At 59.4% G+C, this 24,486-nt stretch carries 26 protein-coding genes; 15 read left to right on the top strand and 11 right to left on the bottom strand.

Features of this window, described 5'->3' with window-relative positions; translation table 11 throughout:
* Window positions 1-126 precede the first annotated feature (126 nt).
* Window positions 127-1,083, top strand: coding sequence for a calcium/sodium antiporter (locus ACR0M3_RS09735; protein WP_480910517.1), 957 nt, complete (start codon window positions 127-129; stop codon window positions 1,081-1,083).
* Window positions 1,084-1,232: 149 nt separating this feature from the next.
* Here ACR0M3_RS09735 and ACR0M3_RS09730 read toward each other — a convergent pair whose 3' ends face one another.
* Together ACR0M3_RS09730 and ACR0M3_RS09725 are read right to left on the bottom strand one after the other, a co-directional pair.
* A complete protein-coding gene (locus tag ACR0M3_RS09730) occupies window positions 1,233-1,730 on the bottom strand; it encodes a hypothetical protein (RefSeq protein ID WP_480910467.1) in 498 nt (165 codons plus the stop codon).
* A gap of 240 nt (window positions 1,731-1,970) precedes the next feature.
* A complete protein-coding gene (locus ACR0M3_RS09725; protein ID WP_480910464.1) occupies window positions 1,971-2,342 on the bottom strand; it encodes an OB-fold nucleic acid binding domain-containing protein in 372 nt (123 codons plus the stop codon).
* Window positions 2,343-2,469: 127 nt separating this feature from the next.
* On the opposite strand from ACR0M3_RS09725, the gene ACR0M3_RS09720 reads away from it, so the two are divergent.
* Both ACR0M3_RS09720 and ACR0M3_RS09715 read left to right on the top strand, forming a co-directional pair.
* Window positions 2,470-2,793, top strand: coding sequence for a 2Fe-2S iron-sulfur cluster-binding protein (locus ACR0M3_RS09720; RefSeq protein WP_209504265.1), 324 nt, complete (start codon window positions 2,470-2,472; stop codon window positions 2,791-2,793).
* Window positions 2,793-3,536 (top strand): FG-GAP repeat domain-containing protein, encoded by a 744-nt coding sequence (locus ACR0M3_RS09715; RefSeq protein WP_480910463.1) that lies wholly within the window; start codon window positions 2,793-2,795, stop codon window positions 3,534-3,536. The genes ACR0M3_RS09720 and ACR0M3_RS09715 overlap by 1 nt, the downstream gene beginning before the upstream one ends.
* A gap of 79 nt (window positions 3,537-3,615) precedes the next feature.
* Here the strand turns inward: ACR0M3_RS09715 and purD are convergent, their stop codons facing one another.
* Window positions 3,616-4,884: a phosphoribosylamine--glycine ligase gene (purD, locus tag ACR0M3_RS09710; protein WP_480910460.1), complete on the bottom strand. Its 1,269-nt coding sequence runs from the start codon at window positions 4,882-4,884 to the stop codon at window positions 3,616-3,618.
* 76 nt (window positions 4,885-4,960) lie between these two features.
* On the opposite strand from purD, the gene xseA reads away from it, so the two are divergent.
* Entirely contained in the window at window positions 4,961-6,445 is a 1,485-nt protein-coding gene (gene xseA, locus ACR0M3_RS09705; protein WP_480481498.1) for an exodeoxyribonuclease VII large subunit, read from the top strand.
* A gap of 3 nt (window positions 6,446-6,448) precedes the next feature.
* Window positions 6,449-7,090, top strand: a complete 642-nt coding sequence (locus tag ACR0M3_RS09700; protein ID WP_480910458.1) for a glutathione S-transferase family protein — start codon at window positions 6,449-6,451, stop codon at window positions 7,088-7,090.
* Here the strand turns inward: ACR0M3_RS09700 and ACR0M3_RS09695 are convergent, their stop codons facing one another.
* Window positions 7,091-7,471: a hypothetical protein gene (locus ACR0M3_RS09695; RefSeq protein ID WP_267363991.1), complete on the bottom strand. Its 381-nt coding sequence runs from the start codon at window positions 7,469-7,471 to the stop codon at window positions 7,091-7,093.
* Window positions 7,472-7,626: 155 nt separating this feature from the next.
* Here ACR0M3_RS09695 and ACR0M3_RS09690 point away from each other — a divergent pair, with 155 nt between their 5' ends.
* From ACR0M3_RS09690 to ACR0M3_RS09670, 5 genes are all read left to right on the top strand, one after another.
* A complete protein-coding gene (locus ACR0M3_RS09690) occupies window positions 7,627-8,265 on the top strand; it encodes a lysoplasmalogenase family protein (protein WP_480481502.1) in 639 nt (212 codons plus the stop codon).
* Between the two features lie 58 nt (window positions 8,266-8,323).
* Window positions 8,324-9,466: a signal recognition particle-docking protein FtsY gene (gene ftsY, locus ACR0M3_RS09685; RefSeq protein WP_480537548.1), complete on the top strand. Its 1,143-nt coding sequence runs from the start codon at window positions 8,324-8,326 to the stop codon at window positions 9,464-9,466.
* Window positions 9,467-9,554: 88 nt separating this feature from the next.
* Entirely contained in the window at window positions 9,555-10,457 is a 903-nt protein-coding gene (locus ACR0M3_RS09680; RefSeq protein ID WP_267363986.1) for an EamA family transporter, read from the top strand.
* 16 nt (window positions 10,458-10,473) lie between these two features.
* Window positions 10,474-11,079 carry an inner membrane-spanning protein YciB gene (locus ACR0M3_RS09675; RefSeq protein WP_267363984.1) on the top strand — a complete coding sequence of 202 codons (606 nt, stop codon included), beginning with the start codon at window positions 10,474-10,476 and terminating at the stop codon, window positions 11,077-11,079.
* A 114-nt stretch (window positions 11,080-11,193) separates the two neighbouring features.
* Window positions 11,194-11,862, top strand: a complete 669-nt coding sequence (locus ACR0M3_RS09670) for a Crp/Fnr family transcriptional regulator (RefSeq protein WP_480481510.1) — start codon at window positions 11,194-11,196, stop codon at window positions 11,860-11,862.
* Window positions 11,863-12,080: 218 nt separating this feature from the next.
* Here the strand turns inward: ACR0M3_RS09670 and ACR0M3_RS09665 are convergent, their stop codons facing one another.
* The 6 genes from ACR0M3_RS09665 to rpiA form a co-directional block, all read right to left on the bottom strand.
* Window positions 12,081-13,574, bottom strand: coding sequence for a DegQ family serine endoprotease (locus ACR0M3_RS09665; RefSeq protein WP_480486035.1), 1,494 nt, complete (start codon window positions 13,572-13,574; stop codon window positions 12,081-12,083).
* Between the two features lie 127 nt (window positions 13,575-13,701).
* Entirely contained in the window at window positions 13,702-13,896 is a 195-nt protein-coding gene (locus tag ACR0M3_RS09660) for a DUF2065 domain-containing protein (protein WP_267363999.1), read from the bottom strand.
* A complete protein-coding gene (gene hflC, locus ACR0M3_RS09655) occupies window positions 13,896-14,792 on the bottom strand; it encodes a protease modulator HflC (protein ID WP_480476482.1) in 897 nt (298 codons plus the stop codon). Before hflC ends, ACR0M3_RS09660 begins: the two co-directional genes overlap by 1 nt.
* Window positions 14,792-15,934 (bottom strand): FtsH protease activity modulator HflK, encoded by a 1,143-nt coding sequence (hflK, locus tag ACR0M3_RS09650; protein ID WP_480481516.1) that lies wholly within the window; start codon window positions 15,932-15,934, stop codon window positions 14,792-14,794. The genes hflC and hflK overlap by 1 nt, the downstream gene beginning before the upstream one ends.
* A gap of 72 nt (window positions 15,935-16,006) precedes the next feature.
* On the bottom strand, window positions 16,007-17,365 hold the full coding sequence (gene gor, locus ACR0M3_RS09645) for a glutathione-disulfide reductase (protein WP_480910455.1): 1,359 nt from the start codon (window positions 17,363-17,365) through the stop codon (window positions 16,007-16,009).
* Window positions 17,366-17,489: 124 nt separating this feature from the next.
* Window positions 17,490-18,278 carry a ribose-5-phosphate isomerase RpiA gene (gene rpiA / locus ACR0M3_RS09640; RefSeq protein WP_209504279.1) on the bottom strand — a complete coding sequence of 263 codons (789 nt, stop codon included), beginning with the start codon at window positions 18,276-18,278 and terminating at the stop codon, window positions 17,490-17,492.
* A gap of 167 nt (window positions 18,279-18,445) precedes the next feature.
* Between rpiA and ACR0M3_RS09635 the strand changes: the two genes are divergently transcribed.
* The 4 genes from ACR0M3_RS09635 to ACR0M3_RS09620 are packed head-to-tail and all read left to right on the top strand — an operon-like array spanning window position 18,446 to window position 21,919.
* The gene (locus tag ACR0M3_RS09635; RefSeq protein ID WP_480604141.1) at window positions 18,446-19,147 is read left to right on the top strand and encodes a glutathione S-transferase family protein; all 702 of its coding nucleotides are present in this window, start codon (window positions 18,446-18,448) and stop codon (window positions 19,145-19,147) included.
* Between the two features lies 1 nt (window position 19,148).
* Window positions 19,149-20,522, top strand: a complete 1,374-nt coding sequence (locus ACR0M3_RS09630; protein ID WP_480481524.1) for an L-serine ammonia-lyase — start codon at window positions 19,149-19,151, stop codon at window positions 20,520-20,522.
* A 20-nt stretch (window positions 20,523-20,542) separates the two neighbouring features.
* Complete coding sequence (locus ACR0M3_RS09625; protein WP_480481526.1) at window positions 20,543-20,959, top strand: GFA family protein; 417 nt, start codon at window positions 20,543-20,545, stop codon at window positions 20,957-20,959.
* Between the two features lie 45 nt (window positions 20,960-21,004).
* Window positions 21,005-21,919: a DMT family transporter gene (locus ACR0M3_RS09620; RefSeq protein WP_480910452.1), complete on the top strand. Its 915-nt coding sequence runs from the start codon at window positions 21,005-21,007 to the stop codon at window positions 21,917-21,919.
* On the opposite strand, the gene ACR0M3_RS09615 is transcribed toward ACR0M3_RS09620, so the two are convergent.
* On the bottom strand, window positions 21,864-22,475 hold the full coding sequence (locus tag ACR0M3_RS09615; RefSeq protein WP_480910450.1) for a thiamine diphosphokinase: 612 nt from the start codon (window positions 22,473-22,475) through the stop codon (window positions 21,864-21,866). The two genes, ACR0M3_RS09620 and ACR0M3_RS09615, sit on opposite strands and share 56 nt — an antisense overlap.
* 219 nt (window positions 22,476-22,694) lie before the next feature.
* On the opposite strand from ACR0M3_RS09615, the gene ACR0M3_RS09610 reads away from it, so the two are divergent.
* The gene (locus ACR0M3_RS09610) at window positions 22,695-24,398 is read left to right on the top strand and encodes an RNA polymerase sigma factor (RefSeq protein WP_480481532.1); all 1,704 of its coding nucleotides are present in this window, start codon (window positions 22,695-22,697) and stop codon (window positions 24,396-24,398) included.
* Window positions 24,399-24,486 lie beyond the last annotated feature (88 nt).

Genomic DNA, 24,486 nt, shown 5'->3' with positions numbered 1-24,486 from the left:
CCATGGCCGGTTTGCGGCCAATCTTACGTGTGCTGCGTGATGCGCGAATATCCGCCTTTGCTATTGTATAGGTTTGGCAAATCATTACATGAGCGACGGAAATCCTTCAGAAAGACCCACTCCAAAATGTACGCGGCGTTATTTGTCGTATTTGGCCTTATTGGCTTAGTGATTGGTGGCGAATTGGTGGTGCGCGGATCGGTTTCTGCTGCCAAGTCGTTCGGTATATCACCGATGGTCATCGGACTGACACTGGTCGGCTTCGGAACGTCAACACCGGAACTGGTTACAAGCTTGCAAGCCGCGCTTTCCGGTTCTTCAGGCATTTCGATTGGGAATGTTGTCGGCAGCAACATTGGAAACGTTCTTCTGATACTCGGCATCGCAGCACTCATCGCGCCTATCGCTGTGAATCCGAGAGCACTCCGCCGGGATGGTACGGCGGTCGTGATAGTAACTCTCGTTTGTTTAAGCGTAGTTCTATACGGCGAAATCAGCCGGCTGATCGGCGCAGGGCTTGTCGTCACCTTGGCGGCCTATTTGGGCTTCACGCTGTGGTCTGAGTATAGGTCCGAAGGAACACCAGCCGCAGCTGTCTACGAGAACGAAGCAGAAGCCATAGTCGGCCCAGAAACATCGCTTGCCGTGTCGTTGCTGATCACCGTTGCAGGGCTGGTGATCACGATATTTGGGGCAAAGCTCTTGGTGACAGGTGCCGTGTCTCTTGCTGAGGCAGCGGGGCTTTCGGAGACGGTAATTGGGCTGACGATTGTTGCAATCGGAACCTCAATGCCGGAGCTCGTCACTTCAATCATCGCAGTTCGGAAAGGTGAGGGAGATGTCGCACTCGGGAACGTCTTGGGCAGTAACATCTTCAACATCTTGGGTATCCTTGGCGTGACTGTGCTGGTGCAACCGATGGTCATCCCTGGCGAGATTATTCGTCTCGATATCTGGGTTCTGTGTGCCTCAACGCTTGTCCTTATCGGGTTTGCCCGAAGCGGCTGGTCAATCAGTCGGCGCGAGGGCGGGCTCTTTGTGCTTGCTTACATTGTCTATCTTGGTGTGCTTCTGGTTCGGTAAACGTTCACTCGGATAGCCTGGCTGTTTAGTGGAACCGACCGTTACAGCGGTGCAGTTATGGCCCGCTTTGTCTCCGTACCGGGTTACTCCGCCCCGCACTAACACGACCAGCACCCCCTGTGGCGGATCCGTGGCGGCGGCGCGACTTGTCAGCGAAACTGGAATTCAGGTTCCGCGGGGAAAGACATGGATATGCCTGTCCAGTGCCCATTGCGCAGCCTTGCAACGTTCCGCCCGTCAACACGCATCCGGGTCGTCAGGACAAATGCGGCCTGCCCGTTGCGCGCCCCGGCTTTCTGGGCTGCGCCGTCAGAACGCTCGGCCCCGTCGAACAGCATCCCATCGGGTTTTGCCGACCGCCGGGACCGAAAGTTCGGAACCAAATGCGGCTTTCGATCCGTTTCGTCAGACGAGCGCGACGCTTCAATGCGCTTGAGTTGCTGCAACTCTGACCGAAGCCTTTTTGCAGTCTCAGCCTGTCTGCGTTCGAAGGAATAAGCGCTTAGCGCCTCATCGATCATTCGGGCGGTATGAACATATCCCGCTGAACGCGTGAGTTCCGAGAGCTCTGCCAGACGGTCGGAAATCCGGCTTTCGTCCCGAGAGACGGTATTTTCGAGCGATCCTTGGTGTGTTGCGTTGGGCATCCGAACTGACTCTGAAAAGACGTTGAGTGATGCGCAATCCGGCCCGAGCTTTGACGCAAGCCGATGCGCAAAGATGCGTGTCACTACGCGCCCGGCGCCGGAGAGTCGACCACCCCGCGTTCAAGTGGCGGAAAAGCGCCTTAAACGCGCATTTGAGGCAAAGAAAACATATCGCCCGTTCTTCAGGCGCGGGTTTGCGGCACTGCGACGGGCAGTTTAGGATTGATCCGCACGACAGACCTAACCCTGCCCCTGCACCAGTAGGTCCAGCATGCCCGAGATATCCTCGATCTCTTCCGCGATCACGTGGGTCACCGAATGCGCCCGCTGCATCCGGCCCGTCACCTTCAGCAACCGCCCCGAGATCACCGCACGGCGGAAGCGTTCGTAGATTTTGCGCCAGACCACCACGTTGACGATCCCGGTCTCATCCTCAAGCGTCAGAAAGATCACGCCTTTGGCCGTCCCCGGCCGCTGTCGCAAGATCACCAGCCCGGCCACGGCCACACGCGCCCCTTCGGGCGGGGCCTCCAGCTGGGCGGAGGGCAGACAGGACGGCGGTCGCGGCCAGTCCCGGTTTGAAACCGCGTGGTGAAAAGGGGCAGTAAACATAAGAACAAAAATAGAACAAAATACAGGAAAGTCCAGACACGGCGCAAGGAGTCGCAAATGAGGCTGGAAACACCTAACTCCCTTCACTAAGGAAGGTTTCGAACATCGCAAAAGGAAGACGCACGCAATGGCAAAGATCACCTATGTCGAGCATGGCGGTACCGAGCACACTGTCGAGGTCGCCAACGGACTGACCGTCATGGAAGGGGCCCGTGACAACAATATTCCCGGCATCGAGGCCGATTGCGGCGGTGCCTGCGCCTGCTCGACTTGCCATGTCTATGTCCACCCCGACTGGGTCGAGAAAATCCCGGCCAAGGACGACATGGAAGAGGACATGCTGGATTTCGCCTATGAGCCCGACCCGGCCCGCTCGCGCCTGACCTGCCAGATCAAGGTGACCGACGCGCTGGACGGCCTGATTGTCCAGATGCCTGAAAAGCAGATCTGATGCTGTCCAAAGCGCCGCGTCAGCCCGCCCGCCTGTGGCAATGTCGGGTGCGCAGCGCTTTGCTCCCTTTTGGCCTGTGGTGCGCGCTGCCAATCGCTGTCGCGGCAGACACCATCACCGACGCCCGCTTCGCGGAACCAACCACGCGATACGCGCATGGCGTTTTGGGTGACAATATCGAATACGGCGCGCTGGAACTTGTGGTCAATGACACAGTCGTAACGGTTCGCCTGCCACAGGACCGTGTATTCGAAGACCTCGCGCCGCGTCTGGCAGACATCGACAGGGACGGCGCGGTTGAAACAATTGTCGTTGAAACGCAGGACACAACCGGCGCTCAGCTTGCGATCTACAACGCCGCTGGAGAAAAAATCGCAGCCACACCTCATATCGGCGCACGATTCCGCTGGCTCGCCCCGGTCGGTGCTGCTGATCTGGATGGTGACGGCAATATCGAGATCGCCTATATCGATCGCCCCCACCTGGCCAAAACCCTGCGCATCTGGCGCTTCAAAGATGGTGGACTGACCGAAATCGCTGCTCTGCCCGGCCTGACCAACCACAAGATCGGTGAGGATTTCATTTCCGGCGGCCTGAGGAGCTGTGGCGACCATCCCGAAATGATCCTCGCCAGCGCAGACTGGTCGCGGATCATCCGTGTTTCCTATCAGGATGGCTGGCATCTGACGGACCTCGGTCCGCTCAAACAGCGCGACAATCTCACATTAGCCTTGAATTGCTGATCCGCTTCTTCATCTGGCCATAAATATCCTGAGGGGATGAGCGGTTGAAAGGCCGAGGGAGGCAAAGCCCCCTGCCCGATCATCCCTCCAAAGCACGCCAGCCGATATCGCTGCGATAGAACCCTTCGGGCCAATCCACGGCATCAACCATCTGGTACGCCCGGTCGCGCGCCTCTTGCAGCGTTTTTCCGCGCGCGGTCACGTTCAGAACGCGCCCGCCGACGGCCTGCACCTGCCCCGCAGCCTCGCTAGTGCCAGCATGAAACACCATATTGCTGCTGTCCTCGGGCATGCCGTCCAATCCTTTGATGACCGTGCCCTTCTCGTAGGTTCCCGGATAACCTTTGGCCGCCATCACGACCGTCATCGCGTGATCGTCAGCCCAGTTGACCCGCATCTCGCCCAGCCGCCCTTCGGCGGTGGCATGCAACAGGTCCATCGCCTGCGCGCCCAGACGCATCATCAGGACCTGACATTCCGGGTCCCCAAAACGGACGTTGTATTCCACAAGGCGCGGCTGGCCGCCCTTGATCATCAGCCCCGCATAGAGAATTCCCTGAAACGGTGTGCCCCGGCGCTTCATCTCGGCAATGGTGGGGCGCACGATCTCTTCCATCGCGCGCGCTTCAACTTCCGCGCTCAGAACCGGCGCCGGAGAATAGGCACCCATCCCCCCGGTGTTCAGGCCGGTATCCCCTTCGCCCACTCGCTTGTGGTCTTGGGCCGTGCCGATGGACAGGATGTTTTGGCCGTCGCACAGAACAAACAAAGACGCTTCTTCGCCGTCCATAAACTCTTCGATCACGACCTCGGCCCCGGCCCCGCCAAAGGCACCGCCGAACATGTCGTCAATGGCGTCAAGCGCCGTGTCTTCGTCCATGGCCACAATCACGCCCTTGCCGGCGGCCAGACCATCGGCCTTGACCACGATGGGCGCGCCCTGTTCGCGGATATAGGCCTTGGCGGGTTCGGGCGCGGTGAACCGCGCATAGGCAGCGGTGGGCGCATGTGCCGCGTCACAGATTTCCTTGGTAAAGCTTTTTGAGGCTTCCAGCCGGGCCGCTTCGGCAGACGGTCCGAAAACCAGCACCCCGGCTTCGCGCAGGCGATCCGCCACTCCGGCGGCCAAGGGGGCCTCGGGGCCGACAATCACGAAATCAATCGCGTTTTCCTCGGCAAAGCTGACAACGGCCCCACCGTTTTCGATATCCAGAGCGGCACACTCCGCGATCTGAGCGATCCCGGCATTGCCCGGCGCCACGATCAGACGGTCGCATTTTGGGTTTTGCATCACTGCCCAGGCCAGGCTGTGTTCGCGCCCGCCGCTGCCGAGAATAAGGATGTTCATGGGGTCGTCTCCGATCTGCTTGGCCTCGCCTGCGCGGCGTTCTAAGCTGGGTGAGCAATTGAAACAAGGCGCTGAAATGTCCGACCTGCTTGATGACCCGATTCCGGGCCAAAACACCCCTGAATACACGGTTTCCGAGGTCTCAGGCGAGGTGAAGCGCACGCTGGAAGGCGCGTTCGGGCGAATCCGCGTGCGCGGCGAAGTTGGCCGCGTGTTCAAGGCCCGGTCCGGGCACCTGTACTACGACATCAAGGACGACCGTAACGTTTTGGCCTGCACGACATGGAAAGGTCAAGTTTCCAGCCTCTCGGTCGTGCCAGAGGAAGGGCTGGAGGTTGTCGTCACTGGTCGCCTGACCGCTTTTGGCGCGCAATCCAAATACAACCTGAATGTCGATGAAGTTGCCGTTGCCGGTCAGGGCGCACTTATGGCCTTGCTGGAAAAGCGCAAGAAACAGCTTGAGGCCGAAGGTTTGTTTGCGCCCGAGCGCAAGAAGCCCCTGCCGTATCTGCCGCAGATCATCGGCGTCGTGACATCGCCTTCGGGCGCGGTGATCCGTGACATTCTGCACCGGCTTCGGGACAGGTTCCCGCGAAAGGTGCTGATCTGGCCCGTGGCCGTGCAGGGCGCAAACTGCGCCCCCGAGGTTGCCCGCGCCATCGAAGGGTTCAACCAGTTGACACCCGGCGGCGCACTGCCCCGTCCTGACCTGATCATCGTGGCCCGTGGCGGTGGGTCGATCGAAGATCTTTGGGGCTTCAACGAAGAGAGTGTCGCGCGAGCCGCCGCCGCATCGGACATACCGCTGATTTCGGCCGTTGGGCATGAAACCGACACGACCCTGATCGATTTCGTCTCGGACCGCCGCGCGCCTACACCCACAGCTGCGGCAGAGCTGGCCGTGCCGGTCCGCATCGAACTGCTGGCCTGGACCGGCGAGCAAGGCGCCCGCCTGTCGCGCGCGGCAACGGACGCGGTGCAGCGCCGTTCGCAAAGGCTGCGCGATTTGTCCCGCGCCCTGCCGCGCCCGGACAGCCTGTTGAACTCCCCCCGGCAACGCCTTGATTTGATTGCGGATCGCCTGACCCCGGCTTTGACGCGAGGAGTGCAAAACCGCCGCCTGCAAGTTGTGGAACTGTCAGCCCATCTGCGCCCGTCAACTCTGCGCGGTCTGGTCTCGGCCCGGCAGGAATCACTGCGCAACCTGTCGTCGCGCCTGTCCCTGCGCCCAATTCAACGCGAGATCGGCCAGCACGCGCAAAACCTTGCCCGGCTTGGTGACCGGATGAACGCGGCGCAGACCACGCGGCTGGATCGTCTGAAACATCAGCTTGAGGCCACAGACCGCCTGCGCGAAACGCTCAGCTACAAGGCGACGCTGGAACGCGGATATGCCGTGGTTCGCGCAGATGGGAATGTCATCACGACCAAGGCCGAGGCCGCAAAACACACGGTGCTGGACATCGAATTCGCCGATGGCATTCTTGGCACCGGGACAGCCGCAAAGCAGACCAACCGGAAATCCAAACCGGATACACCAGATCAAGGATCGTTGTTCTAAACCATGCTGACAATCTGGGGCCGCAAAACGTCATCGAATGTTCAGGCCCTGATGTGGTGCGTCGGAGAGCTGGATCTGCGCTTTCATCGCCACGATGCAGGGCACAGGTTCGGCGGGCTGGACACCGATGCCTTTCGCAAGCTGAACCCGAACGGCACCATCCCAGTACTACAGGATGGCAATCACCCACCGCTGTGGGAGACCGGCGCAATCCTGCGCTATCTGGCGAATGCCTATGGCGGGAATGCGTTCTGGCCACGCGACCCGGTCCAGCAGGCCGAAGTCGACAAATGGGCGGAATGGGCCAAGATCAACGTTGCGATGGGTTTCACGGTGCCCGTGTTCTGGCAGGTTGTGCGGACGGCCCCGGCGCAGCAGGACCAACACGCGATTGAACAGGCTGTTGCCGCGCTGGATAGAAAACTGGCACTTGCCGATACCCGACTGTCAGAAAACACCTACCTGTGCGGGCCCGATCTGACGCTGGCCGATATTCAGCTGGGACATATCCTTTATCGCTATTACGACATCGCGACATCCCGCGCGGTCCTGCCCAACCTGCGGCGCTATTACGATAGGCTGACAGAAAGACCTGCACATCAGGAGCATGCCATGCTCAGCTATGATGAGCTTCGGGTAACCTAGTCAGACACCGACGTCGGGGCCATAACACACCATTTCTTCCCCGATATCTTCCGCCTCGTACAGCTCGGTCGCCTGCGGGTCGCCTTCAAACTGCGCGACAAGGCCACCACCGGATCGCGTAAAGACCCAGCATTGCGGATCAAACCGGTCTTCATAGATGAAACAAATCTGTTCTTCCTGCTGATACCATACACCTTCCTTGCAATCGCCATCCAGAAAAGACCAGATCACGCGGCGGTTGGGTAAATAGCGTTCGACCCCGTAAACCTGCCCTTCGAACCCGTAAAACAGGGTCTTGCCCTGCGTATAGGTGTCGAATTCGGGGCCGGACAAAGGGGTCTGGGCCGCAGCGGGCGGTGCGGCAAAACAGGCGAGAATCATCAGCGCTCGGAACATATGCCCATTGTGTCAGATGCGATCCCGCTATGCCATTCACCCTTTGGCCAGGGGTTGGGGAAACATGCTTAACTCAACGTAAGCGCTTGATTATATGCCGCGCTCGGGATGAAGGTATTCGAAAACCGCGGTGAGGTGACATGACAACCCTTCTCTTCTGGATCGCCCTTGGCTGCGCATTGGGATACCTGCCCCTGACGGCCCGACCAGCCAGTTCCTTGCGCACTGTGCTGAAAACCACCTCGGTCGCCGCGCTGGCAGTCATTGCGGTTCTGCAGGGCAGCCCATGGATGCTCGCCGTTGCACTTGCCCTGTGCGCAACCGGGGACGCGCTGTTGTCGCGTGAAACGGATGCCACGTTCATGGCCGGCATTGCCGCATTTGCCGCCGGGCATCTGGCCTATATCGCCCTGTTCCTGTCGCATCCTGCCAGCTCCGCCAGCCTGATCTGGGATGCCCCCGCGATCGTGTGGTCTCTGGTCATTCTGGGCATTGTCATGGCCACACTGCTTGCCCCCCGCGCCGGAGACCTGAAAGGCCCTGTTCTGGCCTATATCCCGATCATCCTTGGCATGGGGATCACCGTGCTGGCGCTGCCCCAGACAGGTGCCTTGCGATGGGCGTTCCCGGCTGCAATCGCCTTCATCGCGTCTGATCTGATCCTTGCTACGGAAAAGTTCCTGCTGCCTGCGAACCACCCCGCCCACAAGCTGACGCCCTATCTGATCTGGCCGCTCTACTGGGGCGCGCAATTTGGTTTCGTCTTCGCTTTTGCGTGACCCTTTGCAACTGCCGCAAATCCGCATTAGGTGAAAGGAACACCTGCGGAGACCAAATATGGCGTTTTTCTCAAAGCTAAAGGACAAGCTGTTCAAATCCTCATCCCGCCTCGAACAGGGGCTGGACGCCATCGTCGAGGATGGTGGCGAGGAAACCGCCGCACCCGACCCTGTCCTCCCCGAACCTGAGCCCGAGCCGCAACCGGTCCCGGAAATTCCGGCCCCTGAACCGGCGCAGGAACCGGCTGAACAACCTGCCCCCGCCCCGGCGGACCCCAAGCCCATTGCCCCACCGCCGGAAATTCCCGAATCCAAAGGCATCCTGAACCGTCTGTTCAGCCGCGGCGGCGCCGCCACTGAAATGCGCCGCACGCTGGATGACGACATGCTCGAGCAACTCGAAGAGCTGCTGATCGCTTCTGACATGGGCGTCGACACCGCCCTGCGTGTCACCTCGAACATGGCCGAGGGGCGCTTTGGGCGCAAACTCTCGACCCGGGAAATCAAACAGTTGCTGGCGCAGGAAGTGGCCCGCGTGATGGAGCCCGTGGCCAGGCCCCTGCCGATCTATCCCAAACGCCCGCAAGTGGTGCTGGTCGTCGGTGTCAACGGCTCGGGCAAGACCACGACCATCGGCAAACTGGCCAGCCAGTTCAAGCAGGCTGGCAAAAAAGTCGTCATCGCCGCCGGTGACACCTTTCGCGCTGCGGCCGTCGAACAATTGCAAGTCTGGGGCGATCGCGCCGGGGTTCCGGTTCTGACCGCGCCCGAGGGCTCGGACCCCGCCAGCCTCGCCTTTGACGCGCTGACCCGGGCTCAGGCCGAAGGCGCGGATCTGCTGATGATCGATACCGCCGGGCGCCTGCAAAACCGCACCGACCTGATGGAGGAACTGGCCAAGATCGTCCGCGTCATCCGCAAGGTCGACGAGACCGCACCGCACAACACCTTGCTGGTCCTTGACGCCACCACAGGTCAGAACGCGCTGAGCCAGGTGGAAACCTTTCGCAAGCTGGCCGATGTCTCGGGCCTGATCATGACCAAGCTGGACGGAACCGCCAAGGGCGGTGTTCTTGTCGCGCTGGCCGACAAGTTCGGCCTGCCGATCCACGCTATCGGGGTGGGAGAACAGATCGATGACCTTGCCCCCTTCGATCCCGAAGAATTCGCCGCCGCCCTGACCGGGCTCGACAAGGGCTGATCCGCCACTTCATCTGGCCCCAAATATCCTCGGGGGTGTGGGGGCAGACAGCCCCCACCCCTCTCCGCCCTACAAAAGGTCTGCGTATTTGAGCGACTGGCTGATCTCACTTGAAGGCACCGAAGCCGGTCACCAACTGGCGCTGGCACTGGCGTTGATGGCCGCTTTCCTGCACGCCGCGTTCGGGGCGCTGCAGAAAGGCCGTCATGATCCATGGCTGTCCCGCGGTGCCATTGACGCCAGCTATGGCCTGATGGCCGCCCCGTTTGCCTTTTTCGTGGTGCCCTGGCCTGAACCTCATATGTGGCCGATCTTCGCCCTCGCCTGGCTGATCCACATTGCCTACAAGACGCTGCAGGCCGCGGCGTACACCAAAGGGTCCTACACGGTCGTCTATCCCGTCGTGCGCGGGACAGGCCCGCTGTTTACGGTCATTGGTGCCTATCTTCTGTTCGGTGAAACATTCTCGACCGTGCAGTGGCTGGGCGTCGCAACCCTGCTGGCCGGGATATTCGGCCTGGCCGCCTATAATTTCCGGTTTCTTGAAACCAACCGGGACACGCTGGGGATTGCGCTGGTCCTGGCGATCATCACGGGGCTGTTTGTCGCCCTTTACACCACCTATGACGCCTATGGCATACGCGCCACCGCCGACCCGTTCACATTTCTGGCCTGGTTCTTCATGATCGACGGCGCGGCGATGCCGGTCTACGCCTTCCTCAGATGGCGCGCGATGACACATCGCCCTGCGCCCGGCCCACTGATGCTGCGGGGTCTGGCCGGCGGCATCATCGCGCCTTTGTCCTTTGGGTCGATCATGCTGGCCACGCGGCTGGACAAAGTCGGCGAAGCCGCCGTGCTGCGCGAAACCTCAACCGTCTTTGCGGCGCTGATCGGCTGGCTTGTCCTGAAGGAGACCGTTGGCCCAAGACGCATTGCATTGATGGCATTGATTGCACTCGGCGCAGTAATAGTTGAAATGGGCGGGTAAGCAGCAGGACATACCGATGACAGGCAAAAAAGACATCAACCCATTTCTGAAACAGGTGCTGGAGCTTGGCCCGCCGCTGGCCTTCTTCTTCATCTACCTGCGCTTGCGTGATGACAGCTTTCTGATCGGTGGTACCGAATATTCCGGCTTTATCATCGCCACGATTATCTTCGTCCCCCTGATGCTGGGGGCAATGGGTATCCTGTGGTACCTCACCGGCCAACTCAGCCGGATGCAGATTTTCACGGCCTTCATGGTCATTTTCTTTGGCGGCCTGACCGCATGGTTCAATGACGAGCGGTTTTTCAAGATGAAAACCACGCTTGTCTATGGCCTGTTCGCCCTAATCCTTGGCATCGGGTTGCTGCAAAAGAAATCTTATCTGGCCTATGTATTGGATGAAATGCTGCCGATGAAGCACGAGGGCTGGATGATTCTGACGCGCCGCCTATGCGCCTGTTTCGCTGTTCTGGCCGCCGCAAACGAGTTTGTCTGGCGCACCATGTCGACTGACCTTTGGGTCAAGATCGAAACCTTCGGATTTCCCATCGCGCTGATGGCCTTCCTGATGCTGCAATTCAGCATCTTGCAACGCTACATGGACGACCCGGAACAGAAATAACTGCCCTGACGTCGCCATACCTGCAAAAACAAACAAAATTCTTGGCTTAGCCGCCGAGCTATGGGAAGTTGTATCACCACCCACACTCACACCTTGCCCAAGATCGGTGTATACATGACGGCCTTTCCCACCAGCGGCTTCCTTTCCGAAGCCTCCGACGGGCTTAGAGAGATGCTTTCGGCGCAGGCGACCGACATCTCGCTGGCTCAAGGAGAAACCCTTTTCGAACAAGGCGATGAAGGGGATTCGCTCTATGCCATTCTGGAAGGCACGCTTGAAGTGTCCTTTCTGGCGATGAGCGGCCGGAAACTGACATTGACGCTGATGCGCCCAGGTGAAGTTTTTGGCGAGATTGCTCTATTTGACAACGGCCCGCGTACGGCGACTATTGCCGCGGCCGAGCCATCGCGCGTCCTGCGTGTGCGTCGCAATGACGTCATGAACCAGATCAGAAAACAGCCTGACCTTGCCGTGGATCTGATCCGGTTGGCCGGGCTGCGGATGCGATGGATGGGGTTGCAGCTGAACGAGCAGGTCTTTTTGCCCATGCCCATTCGACTGGCCCGAAAGCTGTTGCATCTTTCGGAATTGCAGGACGACCCGACGCAGCGCATCACCCTGTCGCAGAGCGAACTTGCCGAATTTGTCGGGGCCACGCGCGAGGCCGTTTCCAAGACAATCTCGATCTGGAAACGCGACAATATTGTCGAATCCTCGCGCGGCGGGTTGCTGATTCAGGATTTCGATGCTTTGCGGGAACTGGCCGATTCCGAACTTATCTGAACCAGTGTGATCTGGTTCACATACGAGAGGGTTTGTGTTGACCTAAGGTGAAGTTGTTACCGTAGGAGGTCAGAGAATCATCCCCGATATCTGTCCACTGATCTCTCCCTGTATCTGAGCCATACGCAATTACTGCGTATGGCTCATTTTCTTTCTGCATGCCTCTTCAGGTGTTCAGGCAATGAAAAAGGCCGGGCGCTTGTCCCGGCCTTTTCAAATCACTCTTCCAGGCTTAGCGCCACAAATCGCGGCTCGCCCCCCCTGCGGACCAAAAGCAGCAGGGATTTCCGCCCAGCCTCTCGCGATTGGTCCATTCTGGCTTCCAGGTCCGCGATGGTTTCCACTTTCTGCTGACCCGCTTCCGTGATCAGGTCACCCGCGCGCAACCCTTTCGCGTAAGCCTCAGACGCTTCATCGACATTCGAAATCACCAGACCTTGGGCATCTGCATCCAATCCCATATCCGCGCGCAGCGTATCTGTGAGCGGGGAGATGGTCAGCCCGAGAATATCGGCGTTTTCTTCGACCGGAGCATCCTGCGTTTCTTCTTCGTCATCTTCTTTGCTTTCTGCGTCTTCGCGGCGTCCCAGCGTGACCAGAATTGTCTGTGTGCCGCCATCGCGGTGCACAATGACCCGAACGGCTTTGCCGACTTCTGTTTCGCCGACCTGACGGACCAGACCTCGGGTGTCTTCGACTTCGACGCCGTCAAAGCTGATGATCACGTCGCCCGCTTTCAGACCGGCCTCTTGGGCGGGGCCTTCCGGGACATCGCTGATCAGCGCGCCGCCGGGTTTTTCCAGCCCCATCGCCTCGGCCATGTCCTCGGTCACGTCCTGAATGCGGACACCCAGCCAGCCGCGCCGGGTTTCACCAAACTCGCGCAGCTGATCGACAACCTTCACTACCACGTTCGACGCCATCGAAAAGCCGATGCCGATCGAGCCACCGTTGGGCGACAGGATGGCGGTGTTCACGCCGATCACTTCGCCGTCCATGTTGAACAACGGACCGCCCGAGTTGCCCCGGTTGATCGCCGCATCCGTCTGGATGTAGTCGTCATAAGATCCGCTGAGCGCCCGGTTGCGGGCGGATACGATACCAGCGGATACAGAAAAGCCCTGACCAAGCGGGTTGCCCATGGCAATAACCCAATCACCCACACGCGCCACGTCGCTGTCGCCGAATTGCACGTATTTCAAGGGGCCGGACGCTTCGACCTTGAGCAGCGCGATATCGGTTTTCTCATCGGTTCCGATGACCTTGGCCACCAGTTCTTTTTTGGGCTGCCCGTCGCCGGGGAAGAATTCCACAAGGATTTCATCAGCTTCCGCAATGACGTGATTGTTGGTGACAATGTAACCATCTTCAGAGATCACAAAACCCGACCCAAGGGCGTTGCTGCGTCGGGGCGGGCCGTTGTCATTGCCGCCGTTGCGATCCTGAAACTCGCGAAAGAAATCCTCGAACGGAGACCCCTCGGGCACGATGCCCTGCGGACCTGTCTGACCTTCGATCAGGGTGCTTGTGGTGATGTTCACCACGGCCGGGCTGATCTTTTCGGCCAAGGGCGCCAGGCTTTCGCCTCTGGCCTGAGCGGAAACCGACTGCGCCAGCACAAGCAGCGTACCGGCAAAGGCCAGCCACAACAGCCGCATCCAAACACTCACGTCGTCCCACCGGACGGATAAACTGCGCGCTTTCGCCTGCACTTGAGCTCTCCTTGTCGACAATCTTGCCAAGGCCTGTTTCGGCCTTTCTTAGTTTCCAATGTAGTCAGTTTAACCCGGTGAGCAACTCGGGATCGCAGGGAAATCACCCGCACGTGAAACCGCCCCGTCAAAAGCCCAGTTGATATGCCCCCCAGAGCAGGATCAAACCACTGACAACACAAAGCAACCCGGCCAGACGCCGGGCCTGTTCGGGCATGGCGCGCAACGCCTCCAGCATCCGCTCGATAAGCGAAGGGGCCAGCGCATAGGCCAGCCCCTCGACAATCAGTACCAGCCCGAAGGCCAGAAGGATCATGCCCATTATTCAGAGACCGGAGCCGCCGGAACACTCCGCCCTGTGGGTGAACCCAGGTAATTGAAAAATTCGGAATCCGGGCTCAACACCAGCGAGCTGTTACCGCCTTGCAGCGCATTCTGATAGGCCGTCAACGAGCGGTAAAATTCAAAGAACTCCGGATCGGCGCTATAAGCTTCGGCAAAGATCGCGTTGCGTTCGGCGTCGGCTTCACCGCGGGTGATCTCAGCCTCACGGCGCGCATCCGACACCAGTTCAACCACAGTCCGGTCAGCCTGCGCGCGCACACGTTGCGCCGCCTCGTTACCACGTGCGCGTTCATCTGTCGCTTCACGTTCCCGCTCGGCCTTCATCCTGTCAAATGTGGCCTCAAGGTTGGCCTGCGGCAAGTCGGTCGCTTTCAGGCGCACGTCGATTACGGTGACGCCTAACGCCTGCGCTTCGGCAATCGCGCTATTTCGAATGCGCAGCATCAAGGCTGCACGGTCCGAGCTGAGGATGTCACGCGAGGAAACCGAACCCAGTACTTCGCGGGTTTCAGCACGCAGAATGCGGTCCAGACGATCCTCGGCCACCGGGATACCACCGACGCCAACGGCCTGACGGAACTGTTCCAGATCAGAAATTCGATAACGCGCAAACGCATCAACCACCAGACGACGATCATCCAGCGGAGTAACTTCCAGCGGGTGGACATCGATGGACAGGATGCGGTTGTCATAGCGCACTACTTCTTGAATCACCGGTATCTTGAACGCCAGACCTGGCTCCTCCTTCACCGCGACAACGCGGCCAAATTGTAGAACCAGAGCACGTTCGCGCTCGTCCACGATGAAAATCGAGGAAAGAACACCGACTACCGCGATGAAAACGATCGGCAAAATAAATGTCGTCTTACGCATCAGTTGCTCTCCCCAGAAGGACTACGGCGCAGCTCATTCAGCGGCAGGTAGGGCACGACGCCCTGCCCTTGTCCACTCGAACTCGGGTCTAGAATGATCTTGTCGACGTCACCCAAAATCTGTTCCATCCGCTCCAAGTACAGACGCTTGCGAGTCACGTCCGGTGCCTTGGAGTATTCTTCCAGAACCGCGCTAAAGCGGCTGGCCTCACCCTGAGCACTATTGATTTGTTGGGCGCGGTACCCTTCAGCCTCTTCCAGAATCTGTGCGGCTTCACCGCGTGCCTCGGCCAGCACACGGTTGGCATAAGCGTCTGCCACGTTCTGCAACCGGTCACGTTCTTGCGCGGCAGCCTGGACATCGCGGAAGGAGGCGATCACGTCCTGTGGCGGGTCGGCTTTGTCAAAGTTGACGCGAATGATGTTCACACCCGAATCGTAGCTGTCCATTGTATCCTGAATCAGCACCTGCAAACGGTCGGCGATTACGCCGCGATCACGGTTAAGGATCGGTGCAAGCTCGCTTTGCGCAATGATCTCACGCATCGCGGATTCGGACACGGCTCGGATCGTCTGGCGCGGATCACGCAGATTAAACAGGTACTTGGCCGGGTCGTTGATGTTCCAGACAACCTGATAATCTATGTCGACCACATTCTCGTCGCCGGTCAGCATCAGGCCATCGTCGCTACCACGCGCGCCACCCATGTCTTCGTTCTGTTCGCGGGTCACCGGTATGACCTCGGCGGTTACAAACGGCCATGGCGCAAAGTTCAGGCCCGGATTGCCGACGGCCGAGAATTCGCCCAGAAACAGTTCGACAGACTGTTCTTCGGGTTTGACAGTATAAAAGCTCGCAAGCCCCCAGACTACTGCAGCTGCAACAAGGCCAATCGCAACTGTGCCCTTGGTAAAGGCCGGACCGCCACCGCCCTGATCACCGCTACCGCCACGGCCACCGCCGCCACGGCCGCCCATGAGGACGCGCAGCTGTTCCTGGCCTTTTTTCATCAGTTCGTCGATCTCGGGGATATGCGGGCCATCGCTTTCGGGGGGCTTGCGCCCGTCCCCGTTGTTACCCCGATTTCCTCCGCCACCGGATGAGCCTCCGCCCCCCCAGGGGCCGCCGCTGTTGCCCGCCATAAGTATCTTTTCCTTCGTTTTGGACCGTGTGATCACGGGTTCCCTTGTAACGTGTGTGCGCGCGCTTGCAAATCAAGCCGTGCGCACAGGTTGCCGCATTGTCACCAGTTCTTCGGCCATGACCGGGTGAACTGCAACCGTACGGTCAAAATCTTCCTTGGTCGCGCCCATCTTTACGGCGATTCCCGCCAGCTGGATCATCTCGCCGGCACCGGGGGCGACAATATGGCAACCCAACACCTTGCGCGTCGCCTGAGAGACGATGAGTTTCATCAGCACCCGCTGCGTGCCGCCAGCAAAAGATTTCTGCATCGGCTTGAAAGATGTGGCATAGACCTCGATTGGTTCCTGCGCTGCCGCCTCTTCTTCGCTGAGGCCTACGGTACCCATCTCAGGCTGAGTGAAGATCGCAGTCGGGATCAAGTCGTGATCCACCGGTGTCGGATTGCCTTTGAATACGGTTTCCACAAAAGCCATCCCCTCGCGGATCGCGACCGGGGTCAGGTTCACCCGATCGGTCACATCGCCAATGGCAAAGATCGAGGGAACGGCGGTCTGGCTGTATTCATCCACGATGATCTCGCCCTTACGACCGCGTTCAACGCCCAAAGCCTCCAACCCAAGGTTATCGGCATTCGGCGCACGGCCCGTGGCATACATCACCACATCAAAACTCTGCTCGGAGCCGTTGGTGGCCTTGACCCAGATCTTGTCGCCTTGCTTTTTCATCTCAAGCACATTGGTGCCCAGATGCAGGTCGATGCCGTTCTGGCACATTTCTTCGCTGATCAGTCCACGCGCCTCGTCATCAAAACCCCGAAGGATCTGTGCGCCGCGATAAAATTGAGTCGTCCTGACCCCCAGCCCGTTCATGATCCCGGCAAATTCACAGGCGATATAACCGCCTCCTACGATCAGGATGCTTTCTGGCAGCTTACCCAGATGGAATATCTCGTTCGACGTAATCGCCAGTTCCGAGCCCGGAAAATCCGGAACAACCGGGCGACCGCCAGTGGCGATCAGAATGTGTTTGGCGGTTTTGCGGGTTCCATCGGTCAGCTCGACCGTGTGGGCATCCACAAGGCGCGCACGCTGGTCAAAGCTTTCGACGCCGTTGTTCTTCAGGATATTGCGATATATCCCTTCCAACCGATCAAGCTCGGCCAACAGCTTGCCGTGGAAAGTGTTCCAGTTGAACGCGCCTGGCTGAATGTCCCAGCCATAGGCCTGCGCATCCCCGACCATGCCCGAGTATTCGCTGGCAAAGACCATCAGCTTCTTTGGCACGCAGCCCCGGATCACACAGGTGCCGCCATACCGGTCTTCTTCGGCCAGCGCGACCTTGGCGCCGGTTTCGCCCGCCGCAACACGCGCCGCGCGGACCCCGCCCGAACCTCCGCCGATGACAAAAAGATCATAGTCAAAGCTCATGCCGGGTTCCTTCGTTCAACTTTCAAAATTCTCTGGATATCTGGGCGTAAAAAAGCCTGTGCCAACCCCCGGCGCGGAAAATTCGAACTTTCATAGCCACTTGCCGAACGGAACTGCACGAAACTCAGTCCGAAAAATCGGAGAACAGATTGTCGCGCGACCCGCTGAGCAGTTGATCCAGTTCGACCGTGCCCGCGTTGATATCCCGCAGCTCGACCCGGCCATCGCCATGGCCGATCACGACCTTGTCGCAGATGTCGATGAACAGGCCATTTTCCACAACACCGGGCACCTGGTTCAGGATCAGCGCCATCTGGCGCGGGTTGCCGATGCGCTTGAGGTGCAGGTCAAGGATGTGGTTGCCCTCATCGGTTACAAACGGGGCCTCACCATTCATGCGCAGCGCCGAGGACGTTCCAAGTACATCCATTGTATCCAGGGCTTCCTCGATCAATGTGCGCGTTGTCTGCCAGCCAAAGGGAATGACCTCGACAGGCAGTGGAAAGGCCCCCAGAGTTTCAACTTCTTTGCCTGCATCGGCGATGACGATCATCTGATCGCTGGCCGTGGCCACAATCTTTTCCTGCAAATGCGCACCGCCGCCCCCCTTGATCAGGTTCAGGTCCTGATCGAACTCATCCGCGCCGTCGATGGTCATGTCCAGCCAACCGGCCTGATCCAGTGAAATGACGTCAATACCAACCTCGCGGGCAAGCTGCGCCGTGCGGGTCGAGGTTGGAACACCCTTAATCCGCAGGCCGTCTTCGCGCACCCGTTCACCCAGACGGCGCACCAGCCAGGCGGCTGTCGATCCTGTGCCAAGGCCCACGCGCATCCCGTCTTCGACCATGTCGGCGGCACGGTACGCGGCAACATATTTCGCGGTGTCGATTGGCGACAGATCTCTGGTCATAGCAGCTTTCCCAGTTTATTCTGACGGAGTTATAGGGAATGCGTCAGGCGACTGCGACCCCATTTTGCGATCCGACAGGCGTTAAGATGTCTCAGGACTACGCGTTTCCTGTCGGAAAAGTCGCAATCATGTCTTACACCCACATCTTTGCGCTGTAAGTTGCGCGCATGTTGACCCCGTACCGCCTGCACTATGCCCCTGACAACGCCTCGCTGGTGATCCGGCTGGCGCTGGACGAGATGGGCGTGGCTTATGAAACGGTGCTGGTGGACCGCCGCCAGAACGAGCAGGACAGCGACGCGTATCGGTCGCTTAATCCCAACGGGCTGATCCCGGTTCTGGAAACGCCGCAGGGCCCGATCTTTGAAACCGCGGCGATCCTGCTTTGGCTGACGGAGCGCCATGGTCAACTTGCCCCGACGGCGGATGATCCTGAACGCGCCGGATTTCTGAAATGGCTGTTTTTTGCGTCCAACACGTTGCATGCGGATCTGCGCATCCTGTTCTACGCTGAAAAATACATAGACGCCTCACAGGCCGACACGCTGCGCGCGGGCATCCGACCCCGGTTGCTGCAGCACCTGCGGCTGCTGGATGCGCTGGCGCAACGCGGGCCTGAGTGGTTTCGCGCAGGTGTCCCATCGGTTCTGACCTATTATGTCGCCTGCATGATGCGCTGGATGGCCCTGTACCCCGTAAGTGCTAACCGTAGCTGGTATCAACTGGCCGACACGCCGCATCTGCAGAAAGTTCTTCTGCACCTTGAGACATGCCCCGCCACCCGTTCGGCAATCGCTGCGGAAGGTTTGGGCGTTACACCCTTCACATCCCCTACTTACGCTAATCCCCCGGAAGGCTCGGCTATCTGATATGTTCCTATCTGTCTTCGATATGTTCAAAGTGGGCATTGGCCCGTCTTCATCACACACAATGGGCCCGATGGTGGCCGCGGCGCGCTTTCTGGACATGATGCGCGCGTCCCCCTTTGAATTTACGGGCCTGAAAGGTTCGCTGCACGGCTCGCTGGCCTTCACCGGCGTCGGCCACGCGACCGATCGGGCGACCATTCTGGGTCTGGCGGGCTTTGTTCCCGACACCTATGACAACGAAAAGGCCGAGGCCGCGCTGGCCGATATCGCACGCACGCACACCGTAACGCCCGAAGGCCTGCCGACGCTTCATTTCGATCCCAAGGCGGATCTGATTTTTGACTACGACAACAATTTGCCCGGGCACGCCAACGGGATGATCCTGATGGCTACCGACGCACAGGGCGATGTCATCCTGCGGCAGGTGTTTTATTCGATCGGCGGCGGCTTTGTCCTGACCGAGGAAGAACTGGCCGAAGGGAAAGACACCGATGAAGGCGACCCGGTCCCGTTCCCGTTCAAATCCGCCGCAGAAATGCTTGAGATGGCCAAATCCAGTGGCAAGACCATAGCCGGGATGAAGCGCGCAAACGAGATCGCGCGGGGCTGCGCCGACAGTTTCGCGAAAGGATCGGCCCGTTTGTGGGACGTCATGAATGCCTGTATCGAACGTGGCTTGACCACTGACGGCATCCTTCCGGGTGGTTTGAAAGTGCGCCGCCGCGCGAAAGGCATCTATGATGCGCTGATGGCCGAACGCGGCATGAACCTGACCGCGCCGCACACGATCAACGACTGGATGAGCGTCTATGCCATGGCGGTCAACGAGGAAAACGCGGCGGGCGGGCAGGTTGTCACCGCGCCCACCAACGGGGCCGCAGGTGTTCTGCCCGCTGTTCTGCGCTATTACCTGGATCACGTACCGGGCGCGTCCGAAAGCCATATCGAAGATTTCCTGCTGACCGCAGCGGCCATTGGCGGGTTGGTGAAATACAACGCCTCGATCTCGGGTGCCGAAGCGGGATGTCAGGCCGAAGTTGGCAGCGCGGCTGCCATGGCGGCAGCCGGGCTTTGCGCCGTGATGGGGGGAACCCCCGAGCAAGTGGAAAATGCCGCTGAGATCGCGCTGGAGCATCATCTGGGCATGACCTGCGACCCTGTTGCCGGTTTGGTTCAGGTTCCTTGTATCGAACGTAACGGGCTGGGGGCCATCAAAGCGGTCTCAGCCGCCTCGCTGGCCTTGCGCGGGGATGGTCAGCATTTCGTGCCGCTGGACGCAGTGATCGAGACGATGCGCCAGACCGGCCATGACATGCATGAGAAATACAAGGAAACGTCGCTGGGAGGTCTGGCTGTGAACGTACCGAATTGCTGAAACAGAAAGCGAGGGGCGACATGCGTGGACATTGTCTGTGCGGCAAGATCCGGTTCGAGGTCGACCCTCCGGTACTGTCATGCGTCACCTGCCATTGCGACAGTTGCCGTCGCCAATGCGCAGCGCCGATGACAACGTATTTCGGAGTTCGGGATGGCCATTGGCGGTGGACCGGTGAAGAGCCCAAGCATTTCAACTCCTCTCCCGGTGTCGAGCGCAGCTTCTGCCCGCACTGCGGCACGCCAATGTCCTTCCGTTCAACCGCCATGTCGGATGTGATGCACCTTTATGTCGCGACACTGGACTCTCCTGACACACTGGAACCTACGTTGCATGTCGCGCATGAAGAAAAGCTGAAATGGCTGAAATTGGAGGATGGTTTGCCCACCTGCATCGGGCCGGATTACACCAAGGTTCATCCCCTGCCCGACCGCTGACAACAGCGCTTCCCTCTGCGTCGCGAAACAGATAGCGTCGCGCTCATGACCCAGGACAGACCCGTCTTTGGCATCTTTTTGATGCTTGGTTTTTGCGTGCTCGCACCCTTGGGGGATGCGATGGCGAAGCTGTTGGGTGAAACCACACCGCTGGGTCTGCTGGTCATGGTGCGTTTCGCGGTGCAAGCGGTGATCCTGATCCCCCTGGTTGCGGTGACGGGGCGACCCTGGCGGATGCGCGGCCGCATCCTGCGGCTGACCCTGCTACGGACGCTGCTGCATATCATCGGCATTTCGGCCATGTTCAGCGCGCTGCAATTCCTGCCCTTGGCGGATGCCGTTGCAATTGCCTTTGTCATGCCATTCATCATGCTGCTGCTGGGCAAATATGTTCTGGAGGAAGAGGTCGGTTCCCGCCGTCTTGCCGCCTGCGTCGTTGGGTTCATCGGCACATTGCTGGTCATTCAACCCAGCTTTGCCGAGGTGGGTGCACCTGCGTTGCTGCCACTGATCGTTGCCGTGGTTTTTGCCTTGTTCATGCTGGCCACCCGGCAAGTCGCGAAAGAGACCGATCCGGTGTCGTTGCAGGCTGTGTCCGGCGTATTTGCGACGATCCTTCTGGCACCGCTCCTTCTGATTGGCACGCAAATGAACATTCAGGAGCTCTCGATGACCCTGCCATCCAGCGATCTGAACTGGCTGCTGATTGCGATCGGGGTGTTGGGTACGGTCGCGCATCTGCTGATGACGTGGTCGCTGCGCTATGCGCCGTCTGCCACTCTGGCCCCGATGCAATATCTGGAAATCCCGGTTGCAACCCTGATCGGATGGGTGATTTTCAACGACCTGCCCGATGGATTGGCTGCGGCTGGCATCGTCATCACCATTGCCGCAGGCCTGTACGTCATTCTGCGCGAGCGGGCCAGCGCCCGGTCTGCTCCGACAGAAACACCTGCATAAGCGGATCAAGCGCTGCGCGCGGGATCATCACCAACAGGCCCGGCCCATCCATCTTCAGCTCGACAGGCGCCAATGCGCGGTTGGATGTTCCCACCTGCCCGTCCGGCCGAAAGGCCAGATCATCAATCGGCCATTCCAGCCCGGTACTGCGCCCCGTCACGGGCTGCATCGGAAACAGCGAGACCACATCGCCGGGTGCAACCGGCAGCTTGATCTCTGGCGGCGCGTGAAAAACCAGTTCACGTTCGCCCAGCAATATGCAGGCCTGATCCTGCCGCCGGACCAGAACGTTCAGAACGGCCAGTTGATGATCAAGTCGCCCGCCAAGAAACCCGGCCCCAAGAACCAGCGGAGCGTGCAGATTGCGAAGAGCTTTGTCGAAATCGGTGCTGTCCTGTTCACGGATGGCAAACAGGCGATCCGCGGGAATTTTTGCTTGCGTCGCTTGGCTCAGCGAATCGAAGTCACCAATCACCGCATCGGGAATCCGGCCTGATTCTGTCAAAACGTCCGCTCCGCCATCGGCGGCAACGACCGAATTGACGCGATTCAGCACCAGATTCAGGTCTCCAGATCCGATAAATCCCCCTCCGAACAACCCAATTGGATCGGCAGAGCGTACAATTGGCTTGATTTTCCTAAGATTGGCCATTTTTCCCGGATTTGGACACATTAAGACCACAAAATGATAGGTTCATGCATAAAGTTCAGAGCCTTCGTGTGCTCCCGATTCCGGGTAAGTGGGCTCTCGTAGTTTGTAAAGGACGTGCGTCTGATGGTACAGAATAACAAGGTATTAACCGTTTCATATGGAACCTTCTCCTGCACTTTGGAAGGATTTGATGATTCCTTTGAAACGATGAAAGCCATCGCCGAGTATTTCCGCGATCTCGCAGCGGATGACCGTTACTTCGGCTCGGAACCCCCGCAACCTGATGCCGAAATGCTGACCCGCATCGCCCGGCGCGATGCGTCGCAGCGCGTCGAAGCCCGTCAGAACGAATCCGGCCTGTTGCTGCGCGCCACTCAGACAACCGAAACCCCTGTCGCTGCTGAAGAGCCGGCCCCGCACACGGCCACGATCAATGTTGCCGAAACTCCCGCTCACGTTCAGCCACAACCGGCCCCTGCGCAGACCGGGTTCGCCGAAGCGGAACCTGTCGCGGACACCCCACCCCCGGCCGCTGACAGCATCGCGGCGAAACTGCAACGCATTCGCGCAGTCGTCTCTCATTCCGATGTGCCCGCGGCCGAGTATTCCGAAGACGAAGACTCACCGCTGTTGGCCAATACCGCCCCCCCGGTAGATGCAGTGGCCGCCGCGTTTGAGGCCGGTGCGCTCAGCGCGGAAGACTTTGCCGAGCCCACAGAGCCTGAAGCCCAGGAAACCGAAGTGCCTGCGGCACCTGCGATTGACGAGATGCAGGATCAGGAAGCTGAAGAACCGCAAGCGGCTGAGACAGCTGATGCGCTGATCCCCGAAGTTGCTGAAACTCAGATCGAAGAAGACGTTGACCTGCAGGCGCCCCTGACCCCCCAGCCCTTGCAAATCGACGAGATCGAAGACACACCGGTGGCGGATCAGACCGCCGCCGAGCCTCTGTTCGCTGATCTTGCAGACGTTGCCGAAGACGATTTCGACGAAGAGGATGCCCCCAACATCCTCAACGTAGAAGACGTAGCAATTGAATCCGACGATGAACCGGTCGAGGAAGACCTGGCGCAGGGTGTTTTGACGGCAGACGACGAAATGCACCTGCTGACCGAAATTTCCGAGATCGAACAGCACCTGTCCGGTCGTTCGAGCCAAAAACTGGCGGACGATGCGGATCCCGATCAGGATATGTCGCGCCTGATGGCAAAGACCGGCGAGCATATGGATGACCCCAGCAGCAGCGATGCGCGCGAAACCTATTCGCACTTGCGCACCGCCGTCGCAGCCACCGAAGCCGACCGCGACGGTCAGGCACGCTCGGAAGAGGCGGCCGACCGGGAATATCGCGGCGATCTGGCATCCGTGGTCAGCCCACGGCGACCCGAAATCAAGGTAACCAGCATGCGTCCGGCACCGGAAGCTCCAGCGCCGCTCAAGCTGGTGGCCGAGCAGCGGGTGGATGAACACGGAACATCCGCAAGCCCGGTCTCGCCACGTCGTGTCACCGCAGACCAGGAAGCAACCGGATCGGAGGAAGGCGGTTTCGCACAGTTTGCACAGGAACAGGGTGCGCAATCGCTGCCTGATCTTCTGGAAGCGGCTGCCGCATATCTGTCCTTCATCGAAGGTCAGGAGCAGTTTTCGCGCCCGCAGCTGATGAACAAGGTGCGTTCACTGAAACAGGACGAGTTCAATCGCGAAGAAAGCCTGCGTTCTTTTGGACAGTTGCTGCGCGATGGTAAAATCGAGAAAGCCGGAGGCGGGCGTTTCGCGGCGTCCAACCTGATCGGTTTTCGCCCCGATGACGAGCGTGCCGTGGGCTGATCACACCGGAAGGTTCACAAGCGAGGCCGGGTTTACCCCCGGCCTTTTTGCTTTTTGCCATTGGACCATACTCCTGCCCTGAATGACA

The sequence above is a fragment of the Ruegeria sp. O5 genome (assembly GCF_056535105.1).
This window is presented reverse-complemented; position numbering and strand designations above follow the sequence as displayed.

Bases quoted from the DNA above. Each gene is read 5' to 3' on its own strand.
- ACR0M3_RS09735 (WP_480910517.1), top strand. From the start codon at position 127: ATGTACGCGGCGTTATTTGTCGTATTTGGCCTTATTGGCTTAGTGATT.
- ACR0M3_RS09730 (WP_480910467.1), bottom strand. From the start codon at position 1,730: ATGCCCAACGCAACACACCAAGGATCGCTCGAAAATACCGTCTCTCGG.
- ACR0M3_RS09725 (WP_480910464.1), bottom strand. From the start codon at position 2,342: ATGTTTACTGCCCCTTTTCACCACGCGGTTTCAAACCGGGACTGGCCG.
- ACR0M3_RS09720 (WP_209504265.1), top strand. From the start codon at position 2,470: ATGGCAAAGATCACCTATGTCGAGCATGGCGGTACCGAGCACACTGTC.
- ACR0M3_RS09715 (WP_480910463.1), top strand. From the start codon at position 2,793: ATGCTGTCCAAAGCGCCGCGTCAGCCCGCCCGCCTGTGGCAATGTCGG.
- purD (WP_480910460.1), bottom strand. From the start codon at position 4,884: ATGAACATCCTTATTCTCGGCAGCGGCGGGCGCGAACACAGCCTGGCC.
- xseA (WP_480481498.1), top strand. From the start codon at position 4,961: ATGTCCGACCTGCTTGATGACCCGATTCCGGGCCAAAACACCCCTGAA.
- ACR0M3_RS09700 (WP_480910458.1), top strand. From the start codon at position 6,449: ATGCTGACAATCTGGGGCCGCAAAACGTCATCGAATGTTCAGGCCCTG.
- ACR0M3_RS09695 (WP_267363991.1), bottom strand. From the start codon at position 7,471: ATGATTCTCGCCTGTTTTGCCGCACCGCCCGCTGCGGCCCAGACCCCT.
- ACR0M3_RS09690 (WP_480481502.1), top strand. From the start codon at position 7,627: ATGACAACCCTTCTCTTCTGGATCGCCCTTGGCTGCGCATTGGGATAC.
- ftsY (WP_480537548.1), top strand. From the start codon at position 8,324: ATGGCGTTTTTCTCAAAGCTAAAGGACAAGCTGTTCAAATCCTCATCC.
- ACR0M3_RS09675 (WP_267363984.1), top strand. From the start codon at position 10,474: ATGACAGGCAAAAAAGACATCAACCCATTTCTGAAACAGGTGCTGGAG.
- ACR0M3_RS09670 (WP_480481510.1), top strand. From the start codon at position 11,194: ATGACGGCCTTTCCCACCAGCGGCTTCCTTTCCGAAGCCTCCGACGGG.
- ACR0M3_RS09660 (WP_267363999.1), bottom strand. From the start codon at position 13,896: ATGGGCATGATCCTTCTGGCCTTCGGGCTGGTACTGATTGTCGAGGGG.
- hflC (WP_480476482.1), bottom strand. From the start codon at position 14,792: ATGCGTAAGACGACATTTATTTTGCCGATCGTTTTCATCGCGGTAGTC.
- hflK (WP_480481516.1), bottom strand. From the start codon at position 15,934: ATGGCGGGCAACAGCGGCGGCCCCTGGGGGGGCGGAGGCTCATCCGGT.
- gor (WP_480910455.1), bottom strand. From the start codon at position 17,365: ATGAGCTTTGACTATGATCTTTTTGTCATCGGCGGAGGTTCGGGCGGG.
- rpiA (WP_209504279.1), bottom strand. From the start codon at position 18,278: ATGACCAGAGATCTGTCGCCAATCGACACCGCGAAATATGTTGCCGCG.
- ACR0M3_RS09635 (WP_480604141.1), top strand. From the start codon at position 18,446: ATGTTGACCCCGTACCGCCTGCACTATGCCCCTGACAACGCCTCGCTG.
- ACR0M3_RS09630 (WP_480481524.1), top strand. From the start codon at position 19,149: ATGTTCCTATCTGTCTTCGATATGTTCAAAGTGGGCATTGGCCCGTCT.
- ACR0M3_RS09625 (WP_480481526.1), top strand. From the start codon at position 20,543: ATGCGTGGACATTGTCTGTGCGGCAAGATCCGGTTCGAGGTCGACCCT.
- ACR0M3_RS09620 (WP_480910452.1), top strand. From the start codon at position 21,005: ATGACCCAGGACAGACCCGTCTTTGGCATCTTTTTGATGCTTGGTTTT.
- ACR0M3_RS09610 (WP_480481532.1), top strand. From the start codon at position 22,695: ATGGTACAGAATAACAAGGTATTAACCGTTTCATATGGAACCTTCTCC.